Raw genomic sequence first — 24,338 nt, 5'->3', positions numbered from 1 at the left:
AATGCCGGTATTCCCAAATATCACGACGGGCACATCCACTATGATGGCACGCCTGAATTGATGGCCGATTATGCCGTCCTTGCACGCGACTGTGGCGCCACAATTATTGGCGGCTGTTGTGGGACGACACCCGAGCACCTGCGCGCGATGCGCGCCGCACTTGAGACCCGTCCGAAGGGTGAGTTGCCGACGCTGGACCAGATTACCGCGGCCCTGGGCGGGTTTTCTTCCGAATCCGATGGTACAGACGGGGCCGGTCCGGAAGCATCGCCACGGCGCGGACGACGGCGGCGCAGCTAGGAGGGGCGCTGCCCCCGGCCACCTGAGGTGGCCTCCCCCGGGATATTTTCGGGCCAGTAATAACAGGACTTGCGTCAGAAAAGCGAAAGCTGGTCGCCACTTTGTGCGGGGCGCGCGAAGAGATCTGTCCTTAAGGGTGGCAGGCTCCGGTCGAGGTTCAGTTTGCGGGTGGCGAGCTTGAAACGTTGTTGCATCATGCTCGCCCACGGACCCTGACCGACCATGCGTTTGCCGAACTCCGGGTCATAGTCCTTGCCCCCATGCAATTCACGCACGCGGCCCATGACGCGCGCAGCACGGTCCGGATAATGGGCGGCAAGCCAATCGCGAAATAGCGTGGCCACCTCGCGCGGCAGGCGCAGGACAATGGAGGATGCCGCAACGGCGCCCGCGTCTTTTGCCGCTTCAAGGATCGCCTCGAGTTCATGATCGGTAAGCGCGGGGATAACCGGCGACACCATCACGCGCACAGGAACGCCTGCGTCTGTCAATTGGCGGATTGTGCGCAATCTGGCCGCCGGTGAAGGCACGCGGGGTTCCAATGCACGGGATGTTTTGGGATCAAGCGTCGTGATCGAAATGCCCACCCTGACAAGGCCCTTGTCCGCCATACGTGCCAGAATATCGCTATCGCGTGTGATCAGGGTGCCTTTCGTGACAATCGCGACGGGATGGTTGAACGCCTCCAGCACCTCCAAGATCTGGCGCATGATTTCACGTGATTTTTCAACCGGTTGATAGGGGTCTGTGTTGGTCCCGATCGCAATGGTCTTTGGGGCGTAGCGCGGGTTTGCGAGCTCTTTGCGCAATTGCGCGGCCGCGTTGGGGCGCGCGACCAGTCGGGTTTCAAAATCCAAGCCCGGCGACAGGCCCAGAAACGCATGGCTGGGGCGTGCAAAGCAATAGATGCAGCCATGCTCGCAGCCGCGATAGGGATTGATCGAGCGGTCGAAGGACAAATCAGGCGATGTGTTGCGCGTGATCACTGTGCGGGCAACCTCATCGGTGATTTCCGTGCGCAAAACCGGCAAGTCCTGCTCTGGTGTCCAGCCGTCATCAACCGCTTCGGCATGCAATCTGTCAAACCGGTTATCCGGATTTGACTGTGCCGCACGACCAGGCGTCAGGTGTGATTTTTGAACTGGCAAATCTTCCATAATCTTTATTAGAACAATTCACGAACATCAGCAACACAAGGTCGGTCATGTTCTTGGACATGTCGGAAAACAACCGCTAGAATTTTTCAATCCGGCGCAATACTGCGGTGCAAACTTATACAAAGGCTTGGCCATGTCCGACGAAGAAGATGACATCATCCTGTCCGAACTCAATGACGAAGATCTCGTCGCGCAGATGTTCGATGACCTTTACGATGGAATGAAGGAAGAGATCGAGGAAGGGGTGAATATCCTCATCGCGCGTGGCTGGGAACCTTACCGCGTTCTGACCGAGGCGCTTGTGGGCGGTATGACCATTGTCGGGAATGACTTCCGCGATGGTATCCTGTTTGTGCCCGAAGTGCTGCTGGCGGCCAATGCCATGAAGGGGGGCATGTTTATCCTCAAGCCCCTGCTTGCCGAAACTGGCGCGCCGCGTGTGGGCAAGATGGTGATCGGAACCGTCAAAGGCGACATCCACGATATCGGCAAGAACCTTGTGTCAATGATGATGGAAGGTGCGGGTTTCGAGGTTGTCGATCTGGGGATCAACAACGCCGTTGAATCGTATCTCGACGCTTTGGAAAGCGAAAAGCCCGATATCCTTGGCATGTCCGCCCTGCTGACCACCACAATGCCCTATATGAAGGTCGTGATCGACACGATGGTCGAAAAAGGCATGCGCGACGATTATGTCGTGCTGGTCGGTGGTGCGCCGCTGAACGAAGAGTTCGGCAAGGCCATTGGTGCCGATGCCTATTGCCGTGATGCGGCGGTCGCGGTGGAAACGGCCAAGACCTTTATGGCGCGCAAGCATAATCAGGCGGCAGCAACGGTCTGACCTTTCAAAGCGGGCATGTCGTTCTTATCTGAAATGTATAGGAGGATAACATGCCCGTTGAACGACTGATCTTTATCCTTGTGTTTGTCATGGCTGCGGCGGCGGCAACAATTGCCGTGGTATCTGCTGCACTGGGCGGCCTGCAAGCGGCCCCCATGACCGGTTTTGCCATCCTGAGCCTGTCGGCACTCTGTGCAGCGTATCTGTGGCGCAGGTACAGCGACCGCAATGACAACTGATGCCATCCTGACCACCCAAGGGATCGCCCCAAAAGGACAGGGGCGCGTTCTTTTGATTGCCTGCGGTGCATTGGCGCGCGAAATTCTGGCAATCAAAGCGGCAAACGGTCTTGATCACCTTGATCTTCAGTGTCTGCCTGCCATCCTGCACAACCATCCTGAAAAAATTGTTCCTGCGGTCCGCGAAACCGTGGCTAAATATCGCGATGCTTACGAGACGTTCTTCGTCGTTTACGCCGATTGCGGGACAGGCGGACAGTTACAGGCCGCTTGCGCCGAGATGGGGATCGGCATGGTTGCGGGGCCGCATTGCTATTCGTTTTTCGAGGGCAATGAGGAGTTTGCGGGTCATGACGAGATCACCGCGTTCTATCTGACCGATTTTCTGGTGCGCCAGTTTGATGCCTTCGTATGGGAGCCACTTGGGCTTGGCCGCCATCCGGAACTGCGCGACATGTATTTCGGGAATTACGAAAAACTGGTCTATCAGGCACAGACGGATAATCCAGAATTAACTGCAAAAGCAGAGTCTTGCGCGGCAAAGCTCGGGCTAAAATTCGAGCGGCGCTATACCGGCTATGGCGATCTCACGCCAACACTGACGGCAATCGCCTAGGCCGCGGCCGCCGCGGTTTCACGGATACGCTCGACCATTGCGCGCAACCCGTTCGAGCGTTGCGCAGACAAGTGATCATTCAGGCCCAGACGGCCCAACTCGGCCGCCGCATCAATCTTCATCACTTCACTGACCGGTTGCTGGTTGTAGAGTGCGGAAAGCACCGCGATCAGGCCGCGTACGATCATCGCGTCGCTTTCACCACGGAAAGTGAACACATCGCCATCAATCTTGGGCACGAGCCAGACCTGACTGGCGCAACCGTCCACTTTGGTGGCAGGCACTTTCAGCGCGTCTTCCAACGGCTCCATCGCCTTACCCATGTCGATCACATGACGATAGCGGTCCTCCCAGTCGTCGAGGAATTCGAAGGTCTCGACAAGGTCTTCAAAGTCGGCGTTCGCCATAATCATCCCTTTGGTTTGCTGCTGGGACACATGTAGGTCCGCGCCCCTGCATCGTCCAGATCAAAGCGCGACGGTGATGACCTTCTGACCTTTCACAGCCAAACCGACGCGGCCTTCACATAGCTCCAGCGCATCATTGCCAAACACCTCGCGCCGCCAACCGCGCAGGGCTGCGACGTCACGTTCGCCTGCGGCCAGCGCATCAAGATCCGCAGAGGTTGCGATCAGCTTTGTTGCAACTTCGGCATCATCGGTCTTGGCCTTCAACAGCACGCGCAGCATATCCGCCAAGGCGGGGTTCACCTGCAGTTTCGCGCGGGAACCATCAACCTTGGGCATGTCCTTTGGGGCCACCGCCATGCCTGCCTTGATTGCAGCCAGGATGCCATTTGCGATGTCGCCCTTGCGGGCCTCACGCAGCAGCAAGCGGGACCGGCCCAAATCATTCTCGGAAAGCGGTTTGGTTGACGCGAGTTCAACCAGCGCGTCATCCTTGAAGACACGGGTGCGCGGGATGTTGCGGCTTTGCGCGTAATCCTCACGGAAGCGCGCCAATTCGCGCACGATCGCCAGAAACTTGCCCGATTGTGTGCGCGTCTTTACGCGCTTCCATGCGTCCTCTGGGTCTGATTGATAGGTCGCGGGGTCTTTCAGAACCGCCATTTCTTCGGCAACCCATTTGCTGCGGCCTGACTTGGCCAAACGCGCCGACAGATACTCATAAATGTCACGCAGATGCGTCACATCGGCCAGCGCATATGTCGCCTGCGCATCCGTGAGCGGACGGCGCGACCAATCCGTAAAGCGCGAGGATTTATCCAGATCAGATTTCGCAATTTTGCGCACCAGCGTCTCATAGCCCACCTGTTCACCGAAACCGCAGACCATGGCCGCGACCTGCGTGTCGAACAGTGGCTCTGGGATCACGCCCGCATCAACGTAGAAAATTTCAAGGTCCTGTCGCGCCGCGTGAAACACTTTCACACAGCCCTGGTCGCGGAAAAGCGCATAGAGCGGCTCAAGCGACAGCCCCTCAACAAGCGGATCAACAAGGGCTGCATCCGCGCCCTTCTCATCCTGATAAGCCAGCTGGACGAGGCAGAGCTTGGAATAATACGTGCGCTCACGCAGAAACTCGGTGTCTACGGTGACATAAGGTCGTTTTGCGGCTTCCTGACAGAACGCTGCCAAGTCTTCAGTGGTTGTGATTGTCTTCATCTCTGCCCGCAAACCGCACTTACAATTATCATTCGTTCACTGATAAGCGATTGCTGAAGCGATGAAAAGTGCAGCTTCACCCGTCCAGATTGATAGGGGTCCTGTCACCTGCCGCGAAGCGCCGCAGGACAGCAACGTAAAGCGCGTGTTCCAGCGGGAGCAGACGGGCCGCCAGCGTTTCAGGCGTGTCCCCCACAAGCACAGCGATCCGCGCCTGCCCCAGGATCGGGCCATCATCCAGTGCCGCGGTCACTTCATGCACCGAACATCCGTGTTCGCTATCGCCAGCCTCGAGCGCACGCGCATGGGTGTGCAGCCCTTTGTATTTGGGCAAAAGCGACGGGTGGATATTCAGCATCCGCCCTTCCCATTTCGCGGTAAATTCCGGTGTCAGGATGCGCATAAATCCGGCAAGGCAGATGATGTCAGGCTTTGCCGTCTCCAACGCCTTCTGCAAGGCTGCTTCAAACGCGGCACGGTCCTTGCCATAGGGTTTGTGATCAATCGCCAAAGTCGGGATGTTCATCGCCCGCGCTTTGGCAAGACCACCGGCCTGCGGATCATTGGACATCACCAAGACCGGCCGCGCGGGGTGATCCCCGTGCATGGATTGCGCGAGCGCGACCATATTCGACCCGCCCCCCGAAATCAGTATCGCAACTCTTTTGGTCACAAAAGCGCGCCTGTGTAGCGCACGCCCTCACCTGCCGTGACTGTGCCCAGTTGATGGACGGTCTCGCCCGCGTCGGTCAAAACTGTGGTAATTTTTGAGGCCTCATGTGCATCAACCGCCAGCACCATGCCAATGCCTGCGTTGAATGTCTTGAGGATTTCGGGCTCGGCCATGCCGCCCTTTTGCGCGAGCCACTGAAATACCGGTGGCAATTCCCATGCGTTCAGATCAATTTCGGCGCCCATGCCTTCGGGCAGGACGCGTGGCAGGTTCTCGGTCAGCCCACCGCCGGTGATATGGGCCAGCGCATGCACGCCCCCTGCCCGCACAGCCGCCAGCGCCTGTTTGACGTAAAGCCGCGTGGGTGCCAGCAAAGCCGTGCCCAATGTGTCATCCGCGAATGGCGCGGGATCGTCCCACCCCAGACCGGACACTTCTACGATGCGGCGCACCAGCGAATAGCCGTTGGAGTGCACACCGTTTGATGCAAGCCCCAAGAGAACATCGCCGTCTTGCACGCCTGCGGGCAATTCCGCACCACGTTCCATAGCACCCACGGCAAAACCGGCCAGATCAAAATCGCCCGCATGATACATGCCCGGCATTTCTGCGGTTTCGCCACCAATCAGCGCGCAACCGGAGGCTTCACACCCTGCGGCAATGCCTTCGATAATCCGTGTCGCCTGATCCAGTTCAAGCTTGCCGGTGGCAAAGTAATCAAGGAAAAACAGGGGCTCTGCCCCTTGGCAAACTAGATCGTTGACGCACATCGCCACCAGATCAATGCCAATCGTGTCCACATTACCGGTATCAATCGCGATCCGCAGCTTGGTTCCAACCCCGTCGGTCGCGGCCACCAGAACCGGATCGGTGTAGCCCGCAGCCTTGAGATCAAAGAGCGCGCCAAAGCCGCCCAGCCCCGCCATCACGCCCGACCGTGCGGTGCGTTTGGCGGCGGGTTTGATCCGCTCGACCAACGTGTTTCCGGCGTCAATATCGACCCCTGCATCAGCATAGGTCAGGCCATTCTTCTTGGTCATAGCAGGGCTCCTGTCGTGTTTGGCGTTCGTTACCGCATCATTTCGCCAAATGGAACAACAATTGGCGCACGGACCGGCGGCGGCCATGTGGCGCGGAATTTTCAATTCCTGCCGCTTGACCCACCCGTCCAGTCTGCTACTCCAATCTTCACAAGGGGGCCTGTAGCTCAATTGGTTAGAGCAGAGCGCTCATAACGCTTTGGTTGCGGGTTCAAGTCCTGCCGGGCCTACCATTTCCCCCAACAGTATACGAATGCATACCGGGGCTTCCCGTGTGAGGCATGATACGCTATGGCTGCAGCAGATTAACTGCGCCACGGAGACACATTATGTCAAAGATCAAGGTAGAAAACCCCATCGTCGAACTCGACGGCGATGAAATGACCCGCATCATGTGGGACTTTATCAAGCAAAAGCTGATCCTGCCCTATCTGGATATCGACCTGCTCTACTACGATCTCGCGATGGAGGTCCGAGACGAGACCAACGACCAGATCACGATTGATGCCGCCGAAAAGATCAAGGAAATCGGCGTTGGTGTGAAGTGTGCAACCATCACCCCCGATGAAGACCGCGTTGAGGAATTCGGCCTCAAGAAGATGTGGCGCTCACCCAACGGGACGATCCGCAACATTCTGGGAGGTGTGGTGTTCCGCGCGCCGATCATCTGCAAGAACGTGCCGCGTCTTGTGCCTGGGTGGACCGACCCGATTGTGATCGGGCGGCATGCCTTTGGCGACCAGTATAAAGCCACCGATTTCCTGATGCCCGGACCGGGCAAGCTGACCATGAAATTCGTCGGCGACGATGGCACCGTGATTGAAAAAGAGGTCTTCGACAGCCCCGGCGCAGGTGTGGCGATGGGCATGTACAATCTCGACGATTCGATCATCGATTTCGCCCGGGCCTCATTCAACTATGGTCTGAACCTTGGCTGGCCGGTCTATCTTTCGACCAAGAACACAATCTTGAAGGCCTATGACGGACGGTTCAAGGACCTCTTCCAAGAGGTGTTCGACGCAGAGTTCAAAGACAAGTTCGCGCAAGCCGGGATTGAGTACCAGCACCGCCTGATCGACGATATGGTTGCCTCGGCGATGAAGTGGTCGGGCAAATTCGTCTGGGCCTGCAAGAATTATGACGGCGATGTGCAGTCCGATACGGTGGCACAAGGGTTCGGGTCATTGGGCCTGATGACCAGCCAGCTGATGACCCCCGATGGCAAGATCGTCGAGGCCGAAGCCGCCCACGGCACCGTCACGCGCCACTACCGCCAGCATCAGGCCGGGCAAGCGACCTCGACTAACTCGATTGCGTCGATTTTTGCCTGGACCGGCGGATTGAAGCACCGCGCGAAACTGGATGACAACGCGCAGCTGATGAACTTTGCCGAGACTTTGGAAAAGGTCGTCGTGGACACCGTGGAAAGCGGCTTCATGACCAAGGATCTGGCACTGCTGGTCGGCCCCGATCAGGGCTGGCTGACCACCATGGGGTTCCTTGAGAAGATCGACGAGAACCTGAACAAGGCGCTTTAAGGCAAAAATATGAAGAGCCGCGTGGGTCGCGCGGCTCTTTAATTTGAACGTGATCTCTTGGGTCTATTCTGCAGGCAGGATGAACGTCCCCACACCGTCATAGGCCCCAACACCAGTCACCGTAATATCTATGGCGAGCACACCGCCCAGTTCATCCGCGTTGGGGCCATAGAAGGTTGCGTCAATCTGGGATGCGGTGCCCGAGCATCCGGTGACGCATGTCAGCCCGCCTGCAAAGCCGTTTCCGGCCAAGCCGATTGTGCCGCCCATATCCACATCTTGGGTGCCGTTCACCTGTCCATCCAACGCAACGGTCGCATTTCCTGTACCTGTAAAGTCAACACCAACTGTCATGCCGCCTGCATATTCCGTTTCGGAATTCGGCGCGCCCCCCAAGGAACCAAAGGACTGAAAATCACCGGTGTAAGTCACTGTTCCACCGGGACGCGCCGCAATCGTCGCAGGATCGGTTTCAAAGCCGAAAACATAGGCGGCTTCGCCGTTTATGCCGTCCATGCTACTGACAGACACCTCGATTGCGGCGGCATAGGTGCCCGTGCGATTAGGTTCATAAGTCAGGACGACTTCTTCGTCTGGGGTCAAATTGCCAGTACCATTGGTGATCTCAACAGTCTGGCCAAAGATCGTAATTGTCCCATTAAGAGAACTGCCGCCATCGTCAAAGAAGTCAGCACCTACTGTGATCGTGGCGGGGACGATGCTAGGCGCATCTTCGGGATCATTTCCCACCTGAAAGCTTGCGCTGCTCATCGTCACGGTCTGCCCTTCAGCTTCTGGAAGCCTTTGCCCCACCGCACCAAATGGCAGGCCGTTCGACCCTGGCGTTGGGTCAACACCCCCACCACCTCCGCCGGAGCCACCATCGGTATCGCCTCCGCCGCCACCGCCGCCACAGGCGGTCAGTGCCACAAGTGCGACGAAAGACAGAGGTTTCACGAGATGAGAAATCATATGGTCGTTCCTAAAATCCATTTGCGCCCAAACAGGCCTGAAACACATTTCTTTTCGGCATCTTAAATAACTATGTGGCCAAATCTTGGCGGCCCTCCCGTGCTTATCGCAGTGCAGGCAATTTTTCGCAATACAGCAGGTTTTTGGTCGGGCGGGCGACAGCTTTGGCTGCCGATTTGCCACGGAAACGGAACGTTGCGGCAGGCGAAAAGTGGATTGCGACAATAAGGGGTAGCTTTTGCTGCGATTGCACGGTATCCGCGCCGCAACTTCCGCACAAAGGCAGACCAATGGACATTCGCAATATCGCGATCATCGCACACGTTGACCACGGCAAGACGACCCTCGTTGACGAACTTCTCAAACAGTCGGGCATTTACCGCGAAAACGAAGCGACACAAGAGCGCGCAATGGATAGCAACGACATCGAGCGCGAGCGCGGGATCACTATTCTTGCGAAATGTACCTCCGTTGAGTGGAAAGGCACGCGCATCAATATCGTCGACACCCCCGGTCACGCCGATTTCGGTGGCGAGGTCGAGCGTATCCTGTCGATGGTGGACGGTGTTGTTCTGCTGGTCGATGCCGCCGAAGGCCCGATGCCGCAAACCAAATTCGTGACGTCCAAGGCGCTGGCCCTTGGTTTGCGCCCCATCGTGGTTGTCAACAAGGTGGACAAACCTGACGGTGAACCTGATCGTGCCGTTGACGATGTCTTTGACCTGTTTGCAGCCCTTGAGGCATCCGACGAACAGCTTGATTTTCCAACCATGTTCGCCTCGGGCCGTTCCGGTTGGTGTGACGAAGAACTCGACGGGCCGCGCGAAAACCTTGATGCGCTGTTTGACAAGATCGTCGAACATGTACCGACCCCTGCGCAAATCAGCCGCAAGGATGAACCCTTCCAGATGCTCGCCACCACCCTGTCTGCGGACCCGTTCATCGGCCGTATTTTGACCGGCCGTGTCGAAGCAGGCACCCTGAAAGCGGGTGATACGATCAAGGCGCTGTCGCGTACCGGCGACAAGATCGAACAGTTCCGTGTGTCCAAGATCCTCGCCTTCCGCGGTCTGTCCCAGCAGCCCATCGATGTGGCAGAGGCTGGCGATATCGTGACCATCGCAGGCATGACCAAAGCCACCGTGGCCGACACGCTCTGTGATGTCAGCATCGACGTGCCGATCCCCGCGCAACCGATTGACCCGCCAACCATCACCGTGACCTTCGGCATCAATGACAGCCCGCTGGCTGGCCGTGACGGCAAAAAGGTGCAGTCCCGCGTCATCCGCGAACGCCTGATGAAGGAAAGCGAAGTCAACGTTGCGATCAAGATCGCCGACACCCCCGGTGGTGACGCCTTCGAGGTCTCTGGCCGTGGCGAATTGCAGATGGGCGTTTTGATCGAAAACATGCGCCGCGAGGGTTTTGAGCTCTCCATCTCGCGCCCGCAGGTCATCTTTTCCGAGCAAGACGGCCAACGCATGGAACCCGTCGAAGAAGTCACCATCGACGTGGATGACGAATACACGGGCGTTGTGGTCGAAAAACTCACTGGCCCGCGCAAGGGCGATCTGGTCGAGATGAAACCGGCCGGTGCCGGCAAGACCCGGATCATCGCGCATGTGCCGTCACGTGGCCTGATCGGCTATCACGGTGAATTCCTGACCGACACACGCGGCTCCGGCGTTCTGAACCGCCTGTTCCACGGCATGACCCCCTACAAGGGCAAGATCGAAGGCCGCCGTCAGGGTGTTCTGATCTCGATGGAGAACGGCACTTCGGTCGCCTTTGCCCTGTGGAACCTTGAGGACCGCGGCAAGATGTTCATCGGCGCGCAGGAACCTGTCTATACCGGCATGATCATCGGCGAACACAGCCGCGAAAACGATCTTGAGGTGAACCCGCTGAAGGGCAAGAAGCTGACCAACGTGCGGGCCTCTGGCACCGACGAGGCAGTGCGCCTGACAACACCCGTGACGATGTCGCTCGAACAGGCGATTGCCTATATCGACGACGATGAACTGGTCGAAGTCACGCCAAATGCAATCCGGTTGCGCAAACGCTACCTTGATCCGCACGAGCGCAAACGCCAGTCGCGCGCAAGCTGATCACCTGTATCAAAATATAAAAAACAAAACGGCGGATAGTTCATATCTGCCGTTTTTCCTTTGCAGGACATGTTGGAAAAGGGCCTGACGGCCTAGCTGATCTCTTCGACGATGCTCAATTCACGCTGGCTGGCACCTTTGGCAAAGCTCAACGCCTCTTGGTACGCATCCGAGTAATAACAATCATGGGCGGCCTGCAGGCTGGGAAAGCGGGCAACCACGTTGCGCGGGCGATCAGGCCCTTCCAATTGCTCATAAGCACCGCCACGGGCCAAAAAGACGCCGCCGTGCTCGGCAATGGCACCTGTCGCGCGCTTGGCGTATTCGCCGTAAGCGGCCTCGTCCGTGACCTTCACATGGGCAATCCAGAGTGCGCTCATTTCAATCCCTCCAAAACAGCCTTTGCCGCCGCAATCGCAGCATCGGCATTCTCTACCGATGCACCGCCACCCTGCGCCATATCCGGACGGCCACCGCCGCCCTTACCGCCCAGTTCAGGCGTAACAGCCCGCAGGATATCCACGGCCGAAACACGGTCGGTCAGATCCGCTGTGACACCGACCGCAACAGCAGCCTTGCCGCTCGCATCGGCGATCAAGACCACCGCACCGCTCTCCATTGAGGCCTTCATCTCGTCGATCAACGCAGGCAGGTCCTTACCGGTCACGCCACTCAGAACCTGCGCCTGAAACGCGATGCCATTAATCACCTCGGCGGGTGCCGCTTCTTTCGCGCCGCCGCCCATGGCGACTTCGCGACGCAGTTGCGCCACTTCGTTGGCCAGCGCCTTGCGTTCGTCCATCAACGCCTTGATCCGGTCAGCCACCTCTGATGCCGGCGCTTTCAGCACAGCCGCCGCTTGGTTCAGGCGGGCATCCTGCGCGCGCAGGTAATCCAGTGCCGCCTGCCCTGTCAGCGCTTCGATCCGGCGGACACCGGCACTTGATGCGCTATCACCCAAGGTCACAAATGCCCCGATCTCGCCCAGTTGCTTCACATGCGTCCCGCCGCAAAGTTCCAGCGAATAGGTATTTCCGTCAGCGCCCTTGCCCGAGCCCACCTGCCGGCCCATCGACACAACACGCACCTCGTCGCCATACTTCTCGCCAAATAGCGCCTGAGCGCCCATCGCGCGGGCATCATCCGGTGCCATGATACGTGTCTCGACAGGGGTGTTCTGACGGATGATCGCATTCACATCATGTTCGACCTGCGCCAGTTCTTCGGCGCTCAAAGCTTTGGTATGACTGAAATCAAACCGCAGGCGATCGGGGGCGTTCAACGACCCGCGCTGTGCGATGTGATCGCCCAGCACCTCGCGCAGTGCCTCATTCAGCAGGTGCGTTGCCGAGTGGTTTGCGCGGATTTTACCCCTATTGATGTGATCGACTTCGAGACGGACAGGCTCGCCCACAGAGAGTTCACCGTGATCAACCGTCAGATAATGGGCAAAGACACCGCCCGGCATCTTCTTGACGTCAGACACGTGGCCGGAAAACTGTGGCGCCCGCGCGTCCGGGTCACCAACGAGTGCGCGCACATAGCCCTGATCGCCCACCTGACCGCCGCTTTCAGCGTAGAAAGGTGTCTGGTTCACAACGACCCAGCCCCATCCACCTTCGGTTTGGAGCGACTGAATACTCTTGCCAGACGCATCGACAATCGCCACGACCTGCCCTTCGGCAGTCTCGGTCTCATAGCCCAGAAAATCCGTCGCGCCATGCGCATCCGCGATATCGAACCAGATCGCACTATCGGCAGCCTCACCCGTGCCGGACCATGCGGCGCGCGCCTTGGCTTTCTGCTCTGCCATCGCGGCATCAAACCCGGCTGTATCAACCGCGCGTCCCTTTTCGCGCAGGGCGTCCTGCGTCAAATCAAGCGGGAAACCGTAGGTGTCATAAAGCTTGAACGCCGCAGCACCGGGCAATGCCGCACCTTCGGCCAGACCGCTGATTTCGTCATCAAGCAGTTTTAACCCCCGATCCAGCGTTTGTTTAAAGCGCACTTCCTCGTTCAGCAGCGTTTCTTCAATCAGACGCTGGCCGATCCCCAGTTCAGGATAGGCCCCGCCCATCTGCTGGATCAGCGCCGGGACAAGTTTATGCATCACGGGGTCTTTGCCACCCAGTTGATGGGCATGGCGCATTGCGCGGCGCATGATCCGGCGCAGCACATAGCCACGCCCCTCATTCGATGGCAGCACGCCTTCGGCAATCAGGAAGGACGTGGACCGCAGGTGGTCTGCGATCACGCGGTGATGCGTGTTGCCCGGACCATCAGGGTCGGTCGACGTCACATGGGCCGAGGCCTCGATCAGTGCGCGCATCAGATCGGTATCGTAGTTGTCATGCTTGCCTTGCAGCAAAGCGCCAATCCGCTCGAGCCCCATGCCCGTATCGATTGACTGCATTTCAAGCGGCTTGAGCGTGCCGTCCTCGAACTGTTCGTTCTGCATGAAAACGATATTCCAGATCTCGATAAACCGGTCGCCGTCCTCTTCCGGTGATCCCGGAGGGCCACCCCAGATATGATCGCCGTGATCGTAGAAAATCTCGGTGCAGGGACCACATGGGCCGGTCGGTCCCATGCGCCAGAAGTTGTCGTCTGTCGGGATGCGAATGATCTTATCATCCGAGAAACCGGCCACTTTCTTCCAGATCGCGGCGGCTTCATCATCAGTATGATAGACGGTCACCAACAGGCGGTCCTTGTCGATGCCGAATTCACGCGTCAGCAGTTCCCACGCATAGGGGATCGCCTCTTGCTTGAAATAATCACCAAAACTGAAATTGCCCAGCATCTCGAAGAACGTGTGATGGCGCGCTGTGTAGCCCACATTGTCAAGATCATTGTGCTTGCCGCCTGCGCGCACACATTTCTGGCTGGTGGTGGCGCGCGTATAATCGCGGGTCTCGACACCCGTGAACAGGTTTTTGAACTGCACCATACCCGAGTTGGCGAACATCAGGGTCGGGTCATTGCGCGGCACCAACGGGCTTGAGGCCACGATCTCATGATCCTGAGAACCAAAGTAGTTCAGAAAGGTCGAACGGATGTCGGCAAGACTGGTCATGGCGCACTTTCAAGCAAATATGTCTGTTAGCTCGCAGAAATAGCCCCGCCTCTTGGCACTGTCCACCAACAAACGGGGGGATACTTTTCCATGTCCGATCAAACTTCCGCCGGAGGCAGCCATCAAAAAAGGGCGCCGCTGCTGCGGCACCCTTCCTTCATTCTGTCACCTGTGGCGCTTAGACTTCGACAAGGTCGTCATCACCATCGCCATCACCGGTGTCGGCCATATCGAACTCAAGCCCGTGCGCCGCGCGGATCTTATCCTCGATCTCAAGCGCGATTGCCGGATTTTCTTTCAGGAAAATCTTCGAATTCTCACGCCCCTGCCCGATCCGCTCATCTCCATAGCTGAACCAGGCACCGGATTTTTCAACAATCCCCGCCTTCACGCCCAGATCAAGCAATTCGCCCGTCTTGGAAATGCCTTCGCCATACATGATATCGAATTCGACCTGTTTGAACGGTGGTGCCACCTTGTTCTTCACCACTTTGACGCGGGTCGCGTTGCCGACCACCTCATCACGGTCCTTGATCGCGCCGATGCGACGGATATCCAGACGGACAGAAGCATAGAATTTCAATGCGTTCCCACCGGTCGTGGTTTCGGGCGAGCCGAACATCACGCCGATCTTCATGCGAATCTGGTTGATGAAAATCACCATACAGCCGGATCGGTTGATCGAGCCTGTCAGCTTGCGCATTGCCTGAGACATCAAACGCGCATGCACACCGACCGAGCTGTCACCCATATCGCCTTCGAGTTCGGATTTCGGTGTCAGCGCCGCCACAGAGTCCACAACAACAAGGCTCACCGCACCGGAGCGGACCAGCGTATCGACGATCTCGAGCGCCTGTTCGCCGGTATCGGGCTGCGAGATCAGCAACTCATCAAGGTTCACACCCAATTTCTTGGCATACTGCGGATCAAGCGCATGCTCTGCATCGACAAAAGCGCAAACACCGCCCTTTTTCTGCTCTTCGGCAATGGAATGCAGGGTCAGTGTCGTTTTACCGGACGATTCAGGACCATAAATTTCGATCACACGGCCCTTTGGCAAACCGCCGATCCCCAGCGCGATATCCAGACCCAGCGAACCGGTCGATGTCGCCTCGATCTCTGGCATCTGGTTCTGACCACCAAGCTTCATGATCGAGCCTTTGCCGAACTGCCGTTCGATCTGTGCCAGCGCGCTTTCGAGTGCTTTTTCTTTATCTGCTGTTTTCTTGTCAGTCATTTTGAGGAGTTCTGCCGTTGCCATGTGTCCTGTCCTTATTTCACGCCGGCCCAAGGGCGGCAATCACTGCTTTTGTTCTCATTGTGTTCTCATCGTTAATGAGATCAAAAGTAGAACATTGCAACATAAATTTTCATGCGTCACATTCAACGAATGGTGGTTAAGGAATGGTTTATGGCCTAGCATTGTTGCAAAAATAGACGAAAGACAGCGATCAAATGCTTGTTTTCTGGAAAGAAAATCTGGTGCTGCTGGCAGTGCCCAAAACCGGATCAACAGCGCTGGAGGGCGCTTTGGCACCCCGCGCATCCATGGTGCTGCGTGATCCGCCGCATCTGAAACATGCGCCGTGCTACCGCTACAAACGATTCTTGAAGCCCTTTTTCAAGCAGGCAGGCGGACAGGACCCTGAATTGATGGCCGTGGTGCGCAACCCCATCGACTGGCTGGGCAGTTGGTATCGCTATCGCACACGCCCTGATCTGATCGGCCACGAAAACTCGACCCGCGGGATCAGTTTCGATGATTTCGTGCTGGAATATTGCAAAGGCGATCCGGCGCCTTTTGCGAACGTCGGTTCGCAGAACAAGTTCTTGCGCATCAACGAAGGCGAGATCGGCGTGGACCATCTTTTCCAATATGAACAATGGGATAGGGTGATCCGGTATCTCGAGGAGCGGCTTGAATTGACCATCAAGCTGAAACAAAAGAACGTTTCTCCCGTGATGGCGCTGACCCTCTCGCCCGATACTAAGGCAAAGCTGCGCGACAAACGCGCCGAAGAATTCGAAATCTGGGAATTGGCCCGCCGTTAGGGTTTTCCCTGCGCCAAGGTCCGGTTGACCGCATCCTGCCAGCCTGCATAGCGGCGTTCGCGCGTGGACTGATCCATCTGCGGCTCGAACCGCTTGTCCAGCGCCCAGTTTGCAGCAAATCCGTCCTGATCAGGGTAAACACCGGCACGCATCCCCGCGAGCCACGCCGCCCCGAGGGCTGTGGTTTCCAGAACCGTAGGCCGGTCCACTGGCGCACCGATAATGTCCGACAAAAACTGCATCGACCAATCGGACGCACTCATCCCACCATCAACACGCAAAACGCCTGTTGTTTCAGCGCCTTGCCAGTCGCTTTTCATTGCTTCCAAAAGATCGCGGGTCTGAAACCCGACACTTTCAAGGGCCGCGCGCGCAAACTCGGCTGGCCCAGAATTGCGGGTCAGGCCATAGATCGCCCCCCGCGCCTCTGCATCCCAGTAAGGTGCACCAAGCCCTGTAAAGGCCGGGACCAGATAAAGCTCTTGCCCCTGATCAGCCGTCTCTGCCAGTGGCTGTGTCTCTTTCGCCTCGCGGATAATTTTCAGCCCGTCACGGAGCCATTGCACCACCGCCCCCGCGATAAAGATCGACCCTTCCAGTGCGTAGGTGGGCTTGCCATCGAATTGATAGGCAATTGTGCCCAACAGGCGTTTCTGGCTCTCAACCAATGTGTCGCCTGTGTTCAGTAGCGCAAAACACCCTGTCCCATAGGTCGATTTCAGCATCCCCGGTTCAAAACACGCCTGCCCGATAGTCGCGGCCTGCTGATCGCCCGCGACACCAAGGATCGGTAGCTCTTTGCCAAAAAGATCGGCGCGCGTGGTCCCAAAGTCGGCGGCACAGTCCAAGACCTCTGGCAGCATCGCGGCGGGGATACCGAACCGATCACAGATCGTGGTGCTCCAGCGTCCTTTGCGGATATCGTAAAGCATTGTGCGCGCGGCATTTGTAGCGTCTGTGACATGCCGCTTGCCGCCTGTCAGTTTCCAGATCAGATAGCTGTCAACAGTTCCGAAAAGGAGCTCTCCCGCCGCGGCGCGATCTTTCGCGCCCTCCACTGTTTCCAGAATATACCGCAGCTTTGTCCCCGAAAAATAAGGATCAGCCAGAAGGCCCGTTTTCTGCGTGATCGTCGCTTCAAACCCTTCGCGGCGCAGTTCCTCGCAAAAGGCGGCTGTGCGGCGGTCCTGCCAGACGATGGCGTTATGTATCGGCTCGCCTGTGGTCTTGTCCCAGACCAGCGTGGTTTCGCGCTGGTTGGTAATGCCGATCGCCGCCACATCAGCGGCAGTGATCCCCGCTTTCTCGATTGCACCACGGCAGGTCGAGGCAACAGAGGACCAGATATCGGACGGGTCATGTTCAACCCAGCCCGATCTGGGAAAATGCTGGGTGAATTCCTCTTGCGCGGTCGCTTTGATCCGCATCTCTGCATCGAAGATGATCGCGCGGCTGGATGTCGTGCCTTGGTCGATGGCCAGAATATAGGTCATGGTTCCCCCCGTTTGTCTTTTTGTTTCAAGCCGCCATGAATGCGTCAAGGCCTGCGACTTGATCGGGCGTCAGGCGCAGGCCCAGTTTCGAGCGCCGCCAGACGACATCTTCGGCAGTGCGCGCATATTCATGGGCCATCAGCCACTTCACCTCGGCGGCAGTCAAGGTCGCGCCGAAATCCTGCCCGAGATCCTTTGCTGCCGATGCCTTGCCCAAAATGGCACGCGCCTCGGTGCCGTAGGCTTTGATCAGGCGCAGCGCCCAGCGGTCGGTCAGGAACGGATAGTCCGACATAAGATCAGCAACCAGCTTGTCACGGTCTTTGACCTTGAAATCCCCCCCGGGCAAGGCCGCATCGGCGGTCCAAGGATCACCTCCGCCAATCAGCGGGGTCAGCTTCTTGAGCGCATTCTCGGCCAATTTGCGGTAGGTCGTGATCTTGCCACCAAAAATATTCAGCAGCGGTGCGCCATTTTCATCAAGTGACAACACGTAATCGCGGGTCGCCGCTGTCGCGGATTTGGCGCCGTCGTCATAGAGCGGACGCACACCCGAATAGGTCCAGACCACATCATCGCGGGTGACGGGTTTTTCGAAATATTGCGATGCGAAGGCGCAAAGGTAATCCTGCTCGGCATCCGTGGCATAGGGCTTTTCCGACAGGTTCTCATGCTCTGCATCGGTCGTGCCGATCAGGGTGAAATCCATTTCATAGGGGATCGCGAAAATGATCCGGCCGTCTTCGCCCTGAAAGAAATAGCTCTTGTCGTGATCAAACAGTTTCTTGGTCACGATATGGCTGCCGCGCACCAATCGCACGCCTTCCGATGTGTTGAGCCGCGCGACATCACGCACGATGTTTTCAACCCAAGGCCCACCCGCATTGACCAAAGCGCGCGCGGTACAGGTCTGTCGCATCCCATCATGTTCGGTCACAATCTCCCACTGCCCATCGACACGCGCGGCGCTGATCACTTTGGTGCGCGTCATGATCGTGGCACCGCGCGCCTCAGCATCGCGGGCGTTCAGCACGACAAGCCGCGCGTCTTCGACCCAGCAATCGGAATATTCATAGGCCCTTTGAAACTTGCCCTTCAGCGGTTTGCCTGTGTCAGCAGTGGTCAGATCAACCGTTTTCGTGCCTGGCAGGATTTTCCGGCCGCCCAAATTGTCATAGAGGAAAAGCCCCAGCCGGATCAGCCACGCGGGCCGCCTGCCCTTCATCCACGGCATCACAGTTGAAAGCAGCTTGGATGTCGGCGTGTCATTCTCGAACCGCATATCCTTGTGGTAAGGCAGCACAAAACGCATGGGCCAAGAGATATGCGGCATGTTGCGCAACAGGACTTCCCGCTCGACCAGCGCCTTGCGGACCAGACCGAATTCGAAAAACTCCAGATAGCGCAGGCCGCCGTGAAACAACTTGGTCGAGGCCGATGATGTGGCCGATCCAAGATCGTTCATCTCGGCCAGCCCCACTTTCAGCCCGCGTCCCGCCGCATCACGCGCGATCCCGCAGCCATTGATGCCACCACCGATGATAAAAACGTCGAAATCTGCGCTCATAACCTGTCTCTTTGCAATTTTTTCCGCGTTTGACGTGACAGCCCAACAGGTGCAAGGCACAACGCCACCAGTGTTCGCCCAAAGGAATACGAAAACAACACGAAAGCAATTTTCCCCTTTTATCTTATCTTTTTCCGGTTTTCACTGTTCGCTTTATAACTTAAACGAACATATGGATACAAATACCCGCCTCGCCCGCATCCGCGCCATGGCCCAGGCCGAAGGCAAGGTCATGGCCACTGCGCTGGCCCACGACCTTGGCGTTGCGGTACAAACCATCCGCCGCGACCTGCGCCAGCTTTGCGCGGCAGGTCTGCTGGAGCGGATACACGGCGGGGCTGTGCTGCCCTCGGGTGTCAGCAACATCGGCTATGGTGACAGGCGCGCGTTGAACCGCGACAGCAAGATCAGGATCGCACGGCGCGCGGCGCAGCTTATTCCTGACAACGCCTCGCTGTTCCTTAACATCGGCACCACGACCGAGGCGGTCGCCCATGCACTTCATGCCCACCGTAACCTGATGGTGGTGACCAACAACCTCAACGTGGCCAATATCCTTGCCAGCAATCCCAGTTGCGATGTGGTGGTGGCGGGCGGCAGCCTGCGGCGATCGGATGGCGGGCTGGTGGGGGATCTGGCCGCGCTGGCCATCGACCGCTTCAAGGTTGATTTCGCTGTGATCGGCGCGTCGGCCATCGACCTGAGCGGCGACCTCTTGGACTTCGACCCAGAAGAGGTGCGGGTCAGCCAACAGGTCATCAAGGCGGCACGGGCGACAGTCCTCGTGGCCGACAGCACGAAATTCACACGCAAAGCCCCTGTGAAAATAGCGTCACTGGCGCAGGTGGATTATTTTGTAACGGACCGCGTGCCGTCGGAAGCGCTGATTAATCAGTGTGCAGATTGGGGGACGCAGCTACGCTTCGTCTGACCCCTTGAACCCTGTCGCCACCACGAACTTTTCGGAACTGTCCGACCGTGACGCAGGCGGTTTGACATTCGCAACCTTCGTAAACCGCGCTTTCAGCAGCTTCTGCAAATCACCCTCGGCCCCGCCGGCCAGAACCTTGGCCACGAATGTCCCGCCCTCTTCCAGCACGTCGAATGCGAAATAGGCCGCCGCTTCGCAAAGCGCGATAATGCGGTTGTGGTCGGTCTGTTTGTGCCCCGAGGCCGAGGCTGCCATGTCGGACATCACCACATTGGCTTTGCCGCCCAACCATTCCTTGACCTTCACGTCGGCGTCGTCTTCCATGAAATCCAGCTGGTGAATTTCGGCCCCTGCAATCGGTTCGACCTCTTGCAGGTCCACACCCAGAACAAAGCCCTGCGCCTTGCTGGTGCGTTCACCCAGCGTATTGGCGCGCTTGACCGCTACCTGCAGCCACCCGCCCGGAGCACAGCCCAGATCGACGATGCGCGCACCCGGCACGAGGAAACGGTACTTGTCGTCCAGCTCAAGAATTTTATAGGCCGCGCGCCCGCGATACCCTTCGGCCTGCGCGCGTTTCACATAAGGATCGTTCAATTGCCGCTGCAACCATTGGGTCGAGCTGAGTTTGCGCCCGCGGGCGGTCTTTACCTTCACGTGCAGATCGCGTTGCCCGCGACCGGAGGTATTCTTTTTTGTGGGACGTTTCACCATGACAGCGCCTTAACCCTAAAACGGGGTGTCTTCCAAGACCCCATGCGCGGACATCTGGGCATAAAGCAGCCCTTCACGCAGGCCGCGATCCGCCACGGACAGACGATCAGTCGGCCAAAGCCGCATCAGCGCCTGCAAAATCGCAGCCCCCGACATGATCAGGGCCTGCCGATCCTTGCCGATACGCGGGTCATTGCGGCGTCCTGCGGGCCCTAGCACAAGGTAATCACGGATCACCGCATCAATCTGGTCGGTCGTCATGCGCAAACCGTCCACCTTGGTGCGGTCATAGCGTTTCAGGCCCAGATGGCTCGCGGCAACCGTTGTCACCGTGCCGCTGGTGCCGATAATCTGGAACCCCTCACGCGCCTGAGCGGCAGCATAGGGAGAAAACTCTTCGAGGTTCTCTTCAAAAAACCAGCTCATCAGCGCGAAACGCGCGGCATCATCTTCGACATCTTCGAACTGGTCACGCAGCGTGGCGACACCTAAAGGCACCGAAATCCAGTCTACAACCTTGGCCGCAGCGAAAGGCCCGGGATCGGATTTGAACCCCGCATGCAGGCGCATGATCGCGCGGGGGCGTTCGCGCTTGGGAACATGGGTCAGATCAATCCAGACCAGTTCGGTCGAGCCGCCGCCAATATCCACAACCAAAAGCTGCTCAGTATTCACACTGACCAGTGGCGCGCAGGAAATCACCGCAAGACGCGCTTCTTCCTCGGGTTTGATGATTTCCAGATTGAGGCCAGTCTCGCGGCGCACCTGGGCCACAAAACTGTCGCCATTCAGCGCACGACGGCATGCCTCTGTCGCCACAAGACGCATATGCTCGACACCATGACGTTTGAGTTTCTCGCGGCATATGCGCATGGCCGAAATCGTGCGGTTCATCGACGCGCGCGATAGCCTGCCGGTGCTTTCCAGACCATGGCCCAATTGCACCGACTTTGAAAAGCTGTCGACCACATGGAATTGGCTGCCCTTGGGTTGGGCAATCAACATCCGGCAGCTATTTGTACCCAGATCCAGCGCCGCATAAAGCTGCGATGGATCGGGCGAATTCGGCGCGGGGCTATCGACCGCTTTGGGGAACGCGCCCGCACCATCGGGACGCTTGGGCGCCATTGTCTACGCCCTCCATTTTCGAGTTACCCTCAAGCTAGGCGGGGAAAAGACTTTGCACAAGTCTTGTCGTACATTCGCGTGCGCGGCTCACAACGATTATGCAAAATTTGAAGATGCCTGCCGATAGCCGTCCCGCTGCGGATCGGATAGCAAATGCCTCGTCGCTCACTGCACAATGGAGGTCGAAAACCGACATTGAAGGGGGCAATGCGATGATAGAACGAGAGCAATAGAAACGAGAGGAATCACATATGGCCGACGTCACGATCGTCTATTGGCGCGACATGCCAGCGCAGGTCATTGTGGGCCGTGGACGGCGCGGGGTGAAGCTGCCCCTGCCGGAACGGTTTGAACAGGCGATTGACCGCGCTGCGATGAAATCAGGTGCGGCTGAGTCCGATGATTACATGGCCGGTTTTCGCAAGGCTGATCCAATTCCTGTCGATGGCACCGATCAAGAAGCAGCAGAAGCCACTGTCGCCAGGATCGTTGCCGAATATGACCAAGAGCGCATCAAGACGCTCATTGCCAATGACGGTTGGGCTTGAAGACCCCGCCCCCTTTCCCCACGCGCCTATCGGAGGTCGTTATGTCACTGCTCTCATTCCGCAAATCCAAAGAGGTCGCCACCCCGACCGTCAATGCCCAGATGGAAGCCTTCCTGAAGGATTATTCCATCGAAGTGATGCCCCGCACCGCCGAAAAGGTCGAAGATTTCCGTGAACTGCTGCCCGCTGGCACGCGGGTCTATATCGCCCATATCGAGGGCACACCGATTGAAGACATGGTCGCAACAGCCAAACGGCTGGCTACGGACGGCTATAAGGTGATGCCGCACTTCCCCGCGCGGATCATCAAGGATGAGGCAACACTGGCCGACTGGATTGCGCGCTATCAGGGCGAGGCGGGCGTCGATCAGGCGCTGTTGCTGGCCGGTGGCGTGGCAACACCGCATGGCGACTATCATTCTTCCATGCAACTGCTGGAAAGCGGTCTCTTTGACAAGGCTGGTTTCAAGCGGCTGCATGTCGCGGGACATCCCGAAGGCAACCGCGACATCGACAAGGACGGATCAGACAAGAACGTCATGGACGCGCTCCGCTGGAAACAGAAATTCTCTGAAACAACCGACGCCGAAATGGCGCTGGCCACACAATTCGCCTTTGATGCAGGCCCGATTATCGCTTGGGCTGATGCCCTGAAAGACGCTGGCATCACGATCCCCGTTCACATCGGCATTGCCGGTCCGGCAAAACTGCAAACACTGATCAAATTCGCCATTGCCTGCGGCGTTGGGCCTTCTTTGAAGGTGCTGCAAAAGCGTGCGATGGATGTGACCAAGCTGCTGCTGCCCTATGAGCCAACCGAAGTCCTGACGGAACTGGCAGCGCATAAGGCGGCCAACCCGGACTTCAACATCACCAACGTCCACTTCTTCCCCCTTGGCGGCATCAAGACGAATGCCACCTGGGCCATCGCAAATGGCGGCGCTTCTGCCGTTCCAGCATCTCAATCCTAAGGACCGCTCATAATGACACGCACGATTGTTGAATCCAAAACCAAGACTGCCATTATCGGGTTCGACCAGCCCTTTTGCGTGATCGGTGAACGGATCAACCCCACAGGCCGCAAAATTCTGGCCGAAGAACTCGAACGCGGCGATTTTTCCCGCGTCGAGGCGGACGCCATCGCACAGGTCGCGGCGGGCGCAAATATCCTTGATATCAACTCTGGCGCTGTCTTTTCCAACAAAATGGCCGAAGACCCGCGCTATGCGGACAACAACTTTGTTGAGCCGCCTTTGATGAAGGAAATGATCGAACGTGTGCAGGCGATTGTGGATGTGCCCTTGTGCATCGACAGTTCGGTTCCCGGTGCGTTGGAAAACGGTCTGGCCGCAGCCGAAGGGCGGCCCCTGCTGAACTCGGTCACCGGCGAGGAAGAGCGGTTGGAACTGGTGCTGCCGCTGGTGAAGAAATACAACGTGCCGGTCGTGGCGATTTCAAACGATGACACAGGTATTTCGGAAGATCCGGACGTGCGCTTTGCGGTCGCCAAGAAGATCGTGGAACGCGCCGCTGATTTTGGCATTCCCGCCCATGATATCGTAGTCGACCCTCTGGTCATGCCAATTGGCGCGATGGGAACTGCCGGTTTGCAGGTCTTTACGCTGGTGCGGCGCTTGCGCGAAGAACTGGGCGTGAACACGACCTGTGGTGCATCAAACATCAGCTTCGGTCTGCCGAACCGTCACGGCATCAACAACGC

Annotated in this window: 24 protein-coding genes and 1 tRNA gene; 12 read left to right on the top strand and 13 right to left on the bottom strand. The window is 57.8% G+C overall.

All coding sequences use genetic code 11. The annotated features are described in order from the left end of the window. Nucleotides 1–300, top strand: a 300-nt coding sequence (locus VGP75_RS09950) for a homocysteine S-methyltransferase family protein (RefSeq protein WP_327543513.1), incomplete at its 5' end; no start/stop codon positions are given. A gap of 74 nt (nt 301–374) precedes the next feature. On the opposite strand, the gene VGP75_RS09945 is transcribed toward VGP75_RS09950, so the two are convergent. Beyond that, nucleotides 375–1,457, bottom strand: a complete 1,083-nt coding sequence (locus VGP75_RS09945) for a PA0069 family radical SAM protein (protein WP_327543512.1) — start codon at nt 1,455–1,457, stop codon at nt 375–377. Nucleotides 1,458–1,590: 133 nt separating this feature from the next. Between VGP75_RS09945 and VGP75_RS09940 the strand changes: the two genes are divergently transcribed. From VGP75_RS09940 to VGP75_RS09930, 3 genes are read left to right on the top strand one after another with little or no spacing between them, the layout of a single operon-like run. Further along, the gene (locus tag VGP75_RS09940) at nt 1,591–2,298 is read left to right on the top strand and encodes a cobalamin B12-binding domain-containing protein (RefSeq protein WP_327543511.1); all 708 of its coding nucleotides are present in this window, start codon (nt 1,591–1,593) and stop codon (nt 2,296–2,298) included. A 50-nt stretch (nt 2,299–2,348) separates the two neighbouring features. Beyond that, nucleotides 2,349–2,537: a hypothetical protein gene (locus VGP75_RS09935; RefSeq protein WP_327543510.1), complete on the top strand. Its 189-nt coding sequence runs from the start codon at nt 2,349–2,351 to the stop codon at nt 2,535–2,537. Next, nucleotides 2,527–3,153: a DUF1638 domain-containing protein gene (locus VGP75_RS09930; RefSeq protein WP_327543509.1), complete on the top strand. Its 627-nt coding sequence runs from the start codon at nt 2,527–2,529 to the stop codon at nt 3,151–3,153. Before VGP75_RS09935 ends, VGP75_RS09930 begins: the two co-directional genes overlap by 11 nt. On the opposite strand, the gene VGP75_RS09925 is transcribed toward VGP75_RS09930, so the two are convergent. From VGP75_RS09925 to purM, 4 genes are all read right to left on the bottom strand, one after another. Next, entirely contained in the window at nt 3,150–3,560 is a 411-nt protein-coding gene (locus VGP75_RS09925) for a SufE family protein (protein ID WP_327543508.1), read from the bottom strand. The genes VGP75_RS09930 and VGP75_RS09925 overlap by 4 nt on opposite strands. A 60-nt stretch (nt 3,561–3,620) precedes the next feature. Continuing rightward, the gene (gene rnd / locus VGP75_RS09920) at nt 3,621–4,778 is read right to left on the bottom strand and encodes a ribonuclease D (RefSeq protein WP_327543507.1); all 1,158 of its coding nucleotides are present in this window, start codon (nt 4,776–4,778) and stop codon (nt 3,621–3,623) included. A 76-nt stretch (nt 4,779–4,854) separates the two neighbouring features. Further along, nucleotides 4,855–5,451 carry a phosphoribosylglycinamide formyltransferase gene (gene purN, locus VGP75_RS09915; RefSeq protein WP_327543506.1) on the bottom strand — a complete coding sequence of 199 codons (597 nt, stop codon included), beginning with the start codon at nt 5,449–5,451 and terminating at the stop codon, nt 4,855–4,857. Beyond that, entirely contained in the window at nt 5,448–6,491 is a 1,044-nt protein-coding gene (gene purM, locus VGP75_RS09910; RefSeq protein WP_327543505.1) for a phosphoribosylformylglycinamidine cyclo-ligase, read from the bottom strand. Before purM ends, purN begins: the two co-directional genes overlap by 4 nt. Nucleotides 6,492–6,647: 156 nt before the next feature. Here purM and VGP75_RS09905 point away from each other — a divergent pair. Together VGP75_RS09905 and VGP75_RS09900 are read left to right on the top strand one after the other, a co-directional pair. Continuing rightward, a tRNA-Ile gene (locus VGP75_RS09905) sits at nt 6,648–6,724 on the top strand. Between the two features lie 96 nt (nt 6,725–6,820). After that, nucleotides 6,821–8,029 carry an NADP-dependent isocitrate dehydrogenase gene (locus tag VGP75_RS09900; protein ID WP_327543504.1) on the top strand — a complete coding sequence of 403 codons (1,209 nt, stop codon included), beginning with the start codon at nt 6,821–6,823 and terminating at the stop codon, nt 8,027–8,029. A 63-nt stretch (nt 8,030–8,092) separates the two neighbouring features. Here the strand turns inward: VGP75_RS09900 and VGP75_RS09895 are convergent, their stop codons facing one another. Further along, the gene (locus tag VGP75_RS09895) at nt 8,093–9,001 is read right to left on the bottom strand and encodes a transferrin-binding protein-like solute binding protein (RefSeq protein ID WP_327543503.1); all 909 of its coding nucleotides are present in this window, start codon (nt 8,999–9,001) and stop codon (nt 8,093–8,095) included. A gap of 290 nt (nt 9,002–9,291) precedes the next feature. Here VGP75_RS09895 and typA point away from each other — a divergent pair, with 290 nt between their 5' ends. Beyond that, nucleotides 9,292–11,109, top strand: coding sequence for a translational GTPase TypA (gene typA, locus VGP75_RS09890; protein ID WP_327543502.1), 1,818 nt, complete (start codon nt 9,292–9,294; stop codon nt 11,107–11,109). A gap of 92 nt (nt 11,110–11,201) precedes the next feature. Here the strand turns inward: typA and VGP75_RS09885 are convergent, their stop codons facing one another. The 3 genes from VGP75_RS09885 to recA form a co-directional block, all read right to left on the bottom strand. Next, nucleotides 11,202–11,489: a DUF1330 domain-containing protein gene (locus VGP75_RS09885; protein ID WP_327543501.1), complete on the bottom strand. Its 288-nt coding sequence runs from the start codon at nt 11,487–11,489 to the stop codon at nt 11,202–11,204. Continuing rightward, on the bottom strand, nt 11,486–14,185 hold the full coding sequence (alaS, locus tag VGP75_RS09880) for an alanine--tRNA ligase (protein ID WP_327543500.1): 2,700 nt from the start codon (nt 14,183–14,185) through the stop codon (nt 11,486–11,488). The genes VGP75_RS09885 and alaS overlap by 4 nt, the downstream gene beginning before the upstream one ends. A 178-nt stretch (nt 14,186–14,363) precedes the next feature. Beyond that, nucleotides 14,364–15,446, bottom strand: a complete 1,083-nt coding sequence (gene recA, locus VGP75_RS09875; protein ID WP_327543499.1) for a recombinase RecA — start codon at nt 15,444–15,446, stop codon at nt 14,364–14,366. A gap of 194 nt (nt 15,447–15,640) precedes the next feature. On the opposite strand from recA, the gene VGP75_RS09870 reads away from it, so the two are divergent. Continuing rightward, nucleotides 15,641–16,237 carry a gamma-glutamyl kinase gene (locus VGP75_RS09870; RefSeq protein WP_327543498.1) on the top strand — a complete coding sequence of 199 codons (597 nt, stop codon included), beginning with the start codon at nt 15,641–15,643 and terminating at the stop codon, nt 16,235–16,237. On the opposite strand, the gene glpK is transcribed toward VGP75_RS09870, so the two are convergent. Together glpK and glpD are read right to left on the bottom strand one after the other, a co-directional pair. Further along, a complete protein-coding gene (gene glpK, locus VGP75_RS09865; RefSeq protein ID WP_327543497.1) occupies nt 16,234–17,730 on the bottom strand; it encodes a glycerol kinase GlpK in 1,497 nt (498 codons plus the stop codon). The two genes, VGP75_RS09870 and glpK, sit on opposite strands and share 4 nt — an antisense overlap. A gap of 25 nt (nt 17,731–17,755) precedes the next feature. After that, nucleotides 17,756–19,297, bottom strand: coding sequence for a glycerol-3-phosphate dehydrogenase (gene glpD / locus VGP75_RS09860; protein ID WP_327543496.1), 1,542 nt, complete (start codon nt 19,295–19,297; stop codon nt 17,756–17,758). Nucleotides 19,298–19,469: 172 nt separating this feature from the next. Here glpD and VGP75_RS09855 point away from each other — a divergent pair, with 172 nt between their 5' ends. After that, nucleotides 19,470–20,228, top strand: coding sequence for a DeoR/GlpR family DNA-binding transcription regulator (locus VGP75_RS09855; protein WP_327543495.1), 759 nt, complete (start codon nt 19,470–19,472; stop codon nt 20,226–20,228). Here the strand turns inward: VGP75_RS09855 and VGP75_RS09850 are convergent. Next, the gene (locus tag VGP75_RS09850; RefSeq protein WP_327543494.1) at nt 20,214–20,942 is read right to left on the bottom strand and encodes an RlmE family RNA methyltransferase; all 729 of its coding nucleotides are present in this window, start codon (nt 20,940–20,942) and stop codon (nt 20,214–20,216) included. The two genes, VGP75_RS09855 and VGP75_RS09850, sit on opposite strands and share 15 nt — an antisense overlap. A 15-nt stretch (nt 20,943–20,957) precedes the next feature. Continuing rightward, nucleotides 20,958–22,070 carry a Ppx/GppA phosphatase family protein gene (locus VGP75_RS09845; RefSeq protein WP_327543493.1) on the bottom strand — a complete coding sequence of 371 codons (1,113 nt, stop codon included), beginning with the start codon at nt 22,068–22,070 and terminating at the stop codon, nt 20,958–20,960. Nucleotides 22,071–22,321: 251 nt separating this feature from the next. On the opposite strand from VGP75_RS09845, the gene VGP75_RS09840 reads away from it, so the two are divergent. From VGP75_RS09840 to VGP75_RS09830, 3 genes are all read left to right on the top strand, one after another. Beyond that, the gene (locus tag VGP75_RS09840; protein WP_327543492.1) at nt 22,322–22,618 is read left to right on the top strand and encodes a virulence factor; all 297 of its coding nucleotides are present in this window, start codon (nt 22,322–22,324) and stop codon (nt 22,616–22,618) included. A 41-nt stretch (nt 22,619–22,659) separates the two neighbouring features. After that, nucleotides 22,660–23,589 carry a methylenetetrahydrofolate reductase gene (locus VGP75_RS09835; protein WP_327543491.1) on the top strand — a complete coding sequence of 310 codons (930 nt, stop codon included), beginning with the start codon at nt 22,660–22,662 and terminating at the stop codon, nt 23,587–23,589. 12 nt (nt 23,590–23,601) lie between these two features. After that, a partial coding sequence (locus tag VGP75_RS09830) for a dihydropteroate synthase (protein WP_327543490.1) occupies nt 23,602–24,338 on the top strand: 737 nt, incomplete at its 3' end.

Source organism: Yoonia sp. (assembly GCF_036007805.1).
GTDB lineage: Bacteria > Pseudomonadota > Alphaproteobacteria > Rhodobacterales > Rhodobacteraceae > Yoonia.
Note: the sequence above shows the minus strand (reverse complement) of the source record. Positions and strands in the feature narration are given on the sequence as shown.

Bases quoted from the DNA above. Each gene is read 5' to 3' on its own strand.
- VGP75_RS09885 (WP_327543501.1), bottom strand. From the start codon at position 11,489: ATGAGCGCACTCTGGATTGCCCATGTGAAGGTCACGGACGAGGCCGCT.
- recA (WP_327543499.1), bottom strand. From the start codon at position 15,446: ATGGCAACGGCAGAACTCCTCAAAATGACTGACAAGAAAACAGCAGAT.
- VGP75_RS09895 (WP_327543503.1), bottom strand. From the start codon at position 9,001: ATGATTTCTCATCTCGTGAAACCTCTGTCTTTCGTCGCACTTGTGGCA.
- VGP75_RS09850 (WP_327543494.1), bottom strand. From the start codon at position 20,942: ATGGTGAAACGTCCCACAAAAAAGAATACCTCCGGTCGCGGGCAACGC.
- VGP75_RS09835 (WP_327543491.1), top strand. From the start codon at position 22,660: ATGTCACTGCTCTCATTCCGCAAATCCAAAGAGGTCGCCACCCCGACC.
- VGP75_RS09870 (WP_327543498.1), top strand. From the start codon at position 15,641: ATGCTTGTTTTCTGGAAAGAAAATCTGGTGCTGCTGGCAGTGCCCAAA.
- glpK (WP_327543497.1), bottom strand. From the start codon at position 17,730: ATGACCTATATTCTGGCCATCGACCAAGGCACGACATCCAGCCGCGCG.
- VGP75_RS09935 (WP_327543510.1), top strand. From the start codon at position 2,349: ATGCCCGTTGAACGACTGATCTTTATCCTTGTGTTTGTCATGGCTGCG.
- glpD (WP_327543496.1), bottom strand. From the start codon at position 19,297: ATGAGCGCAGATTTCGACGTTTTTATCATCGGTGGTGGCATCAATGGC.
- VGP75_RS09940 (WP_327543511.1), top strand. From the start codon at position 1,591: ATGTCCGACGAAGAAGATGACATCATCCTGTCCGAACTCAATGACGAA.
- VGP75_RS09855 (WP_327543495.1), top strand. From the start codon at position 19,470: ATGGATACAAATACCCGCCTCGCCCGCATCCGCGCCATGGCCCAGGCC.
- VGP75_RS09845 (WP_327543493.1), bottom strand. From the start codon at position 22,070: ATGGCGCCCAAGCGTCCCGATGGTGCGGGCGCGTTCCCCAAAGCGGTC.
- VGP75_RS09925 (WP_327543508.1), bottom strand. From the start codon at position 3,560: ATGGCGAACGCCGACTTTGAAGACCTTGTCGAGACCTTCGAATTCCTC.
- VGP75_RS09930 (WP_327543509.1), top strand. From the start codon at position 2,527: ATGACAACTGATGCCATCCTGACCACCCAAGGGATCGCCCCAAAAGGA.
- typA (WP_327543502.1), top strand. From the start codon at position 9,292: ATGGACATTCGCAATATCGCGATCATCGCACACGTTGACCACGGCAAG.
- VGP75_RS09840 (WP_327543492.1), top strand. From the start codon at position 22,322: ATGGCCGACGTCACGATCGTCTATTGGCGCGACATGCCAGCGCAGGTC.
- VGP75_RS09945 (WP_327543512.1), bottom strand. From the start codon at position 1,457: ATGGAAGATTTGCCAGTTCAAAAATCACACCTGACGCCTGGTCGTGCG.
- alaS (WP_327543500.1), bottom strand. From the start codon at position 14,185: ATGACCAGTCTTGCCGACATCCGTTCGACCTTTCTGAACTACTTTGGT.
- VGP75_RS09900 (WP_327543504.1), top strand. From the start codon at position 6,821: ATGTCAAAGATCAAGGTAGAAAACCCCATCGTCGAACTCGACGGCGAT.
- purM (WP_327543505.1), bottom strand. From the start codon at position 6,491: ATGACCAAGAAGAATGGCCTGACCTATGCTGATGCAGGGGTCGATATT.
- rnd (WP_327543507.1), bottom strand. From the start codon at position 4,778: ATGAAGACAATCACAACCACTGAAGACTTGGCAGCGTTCTGTCAGGAA.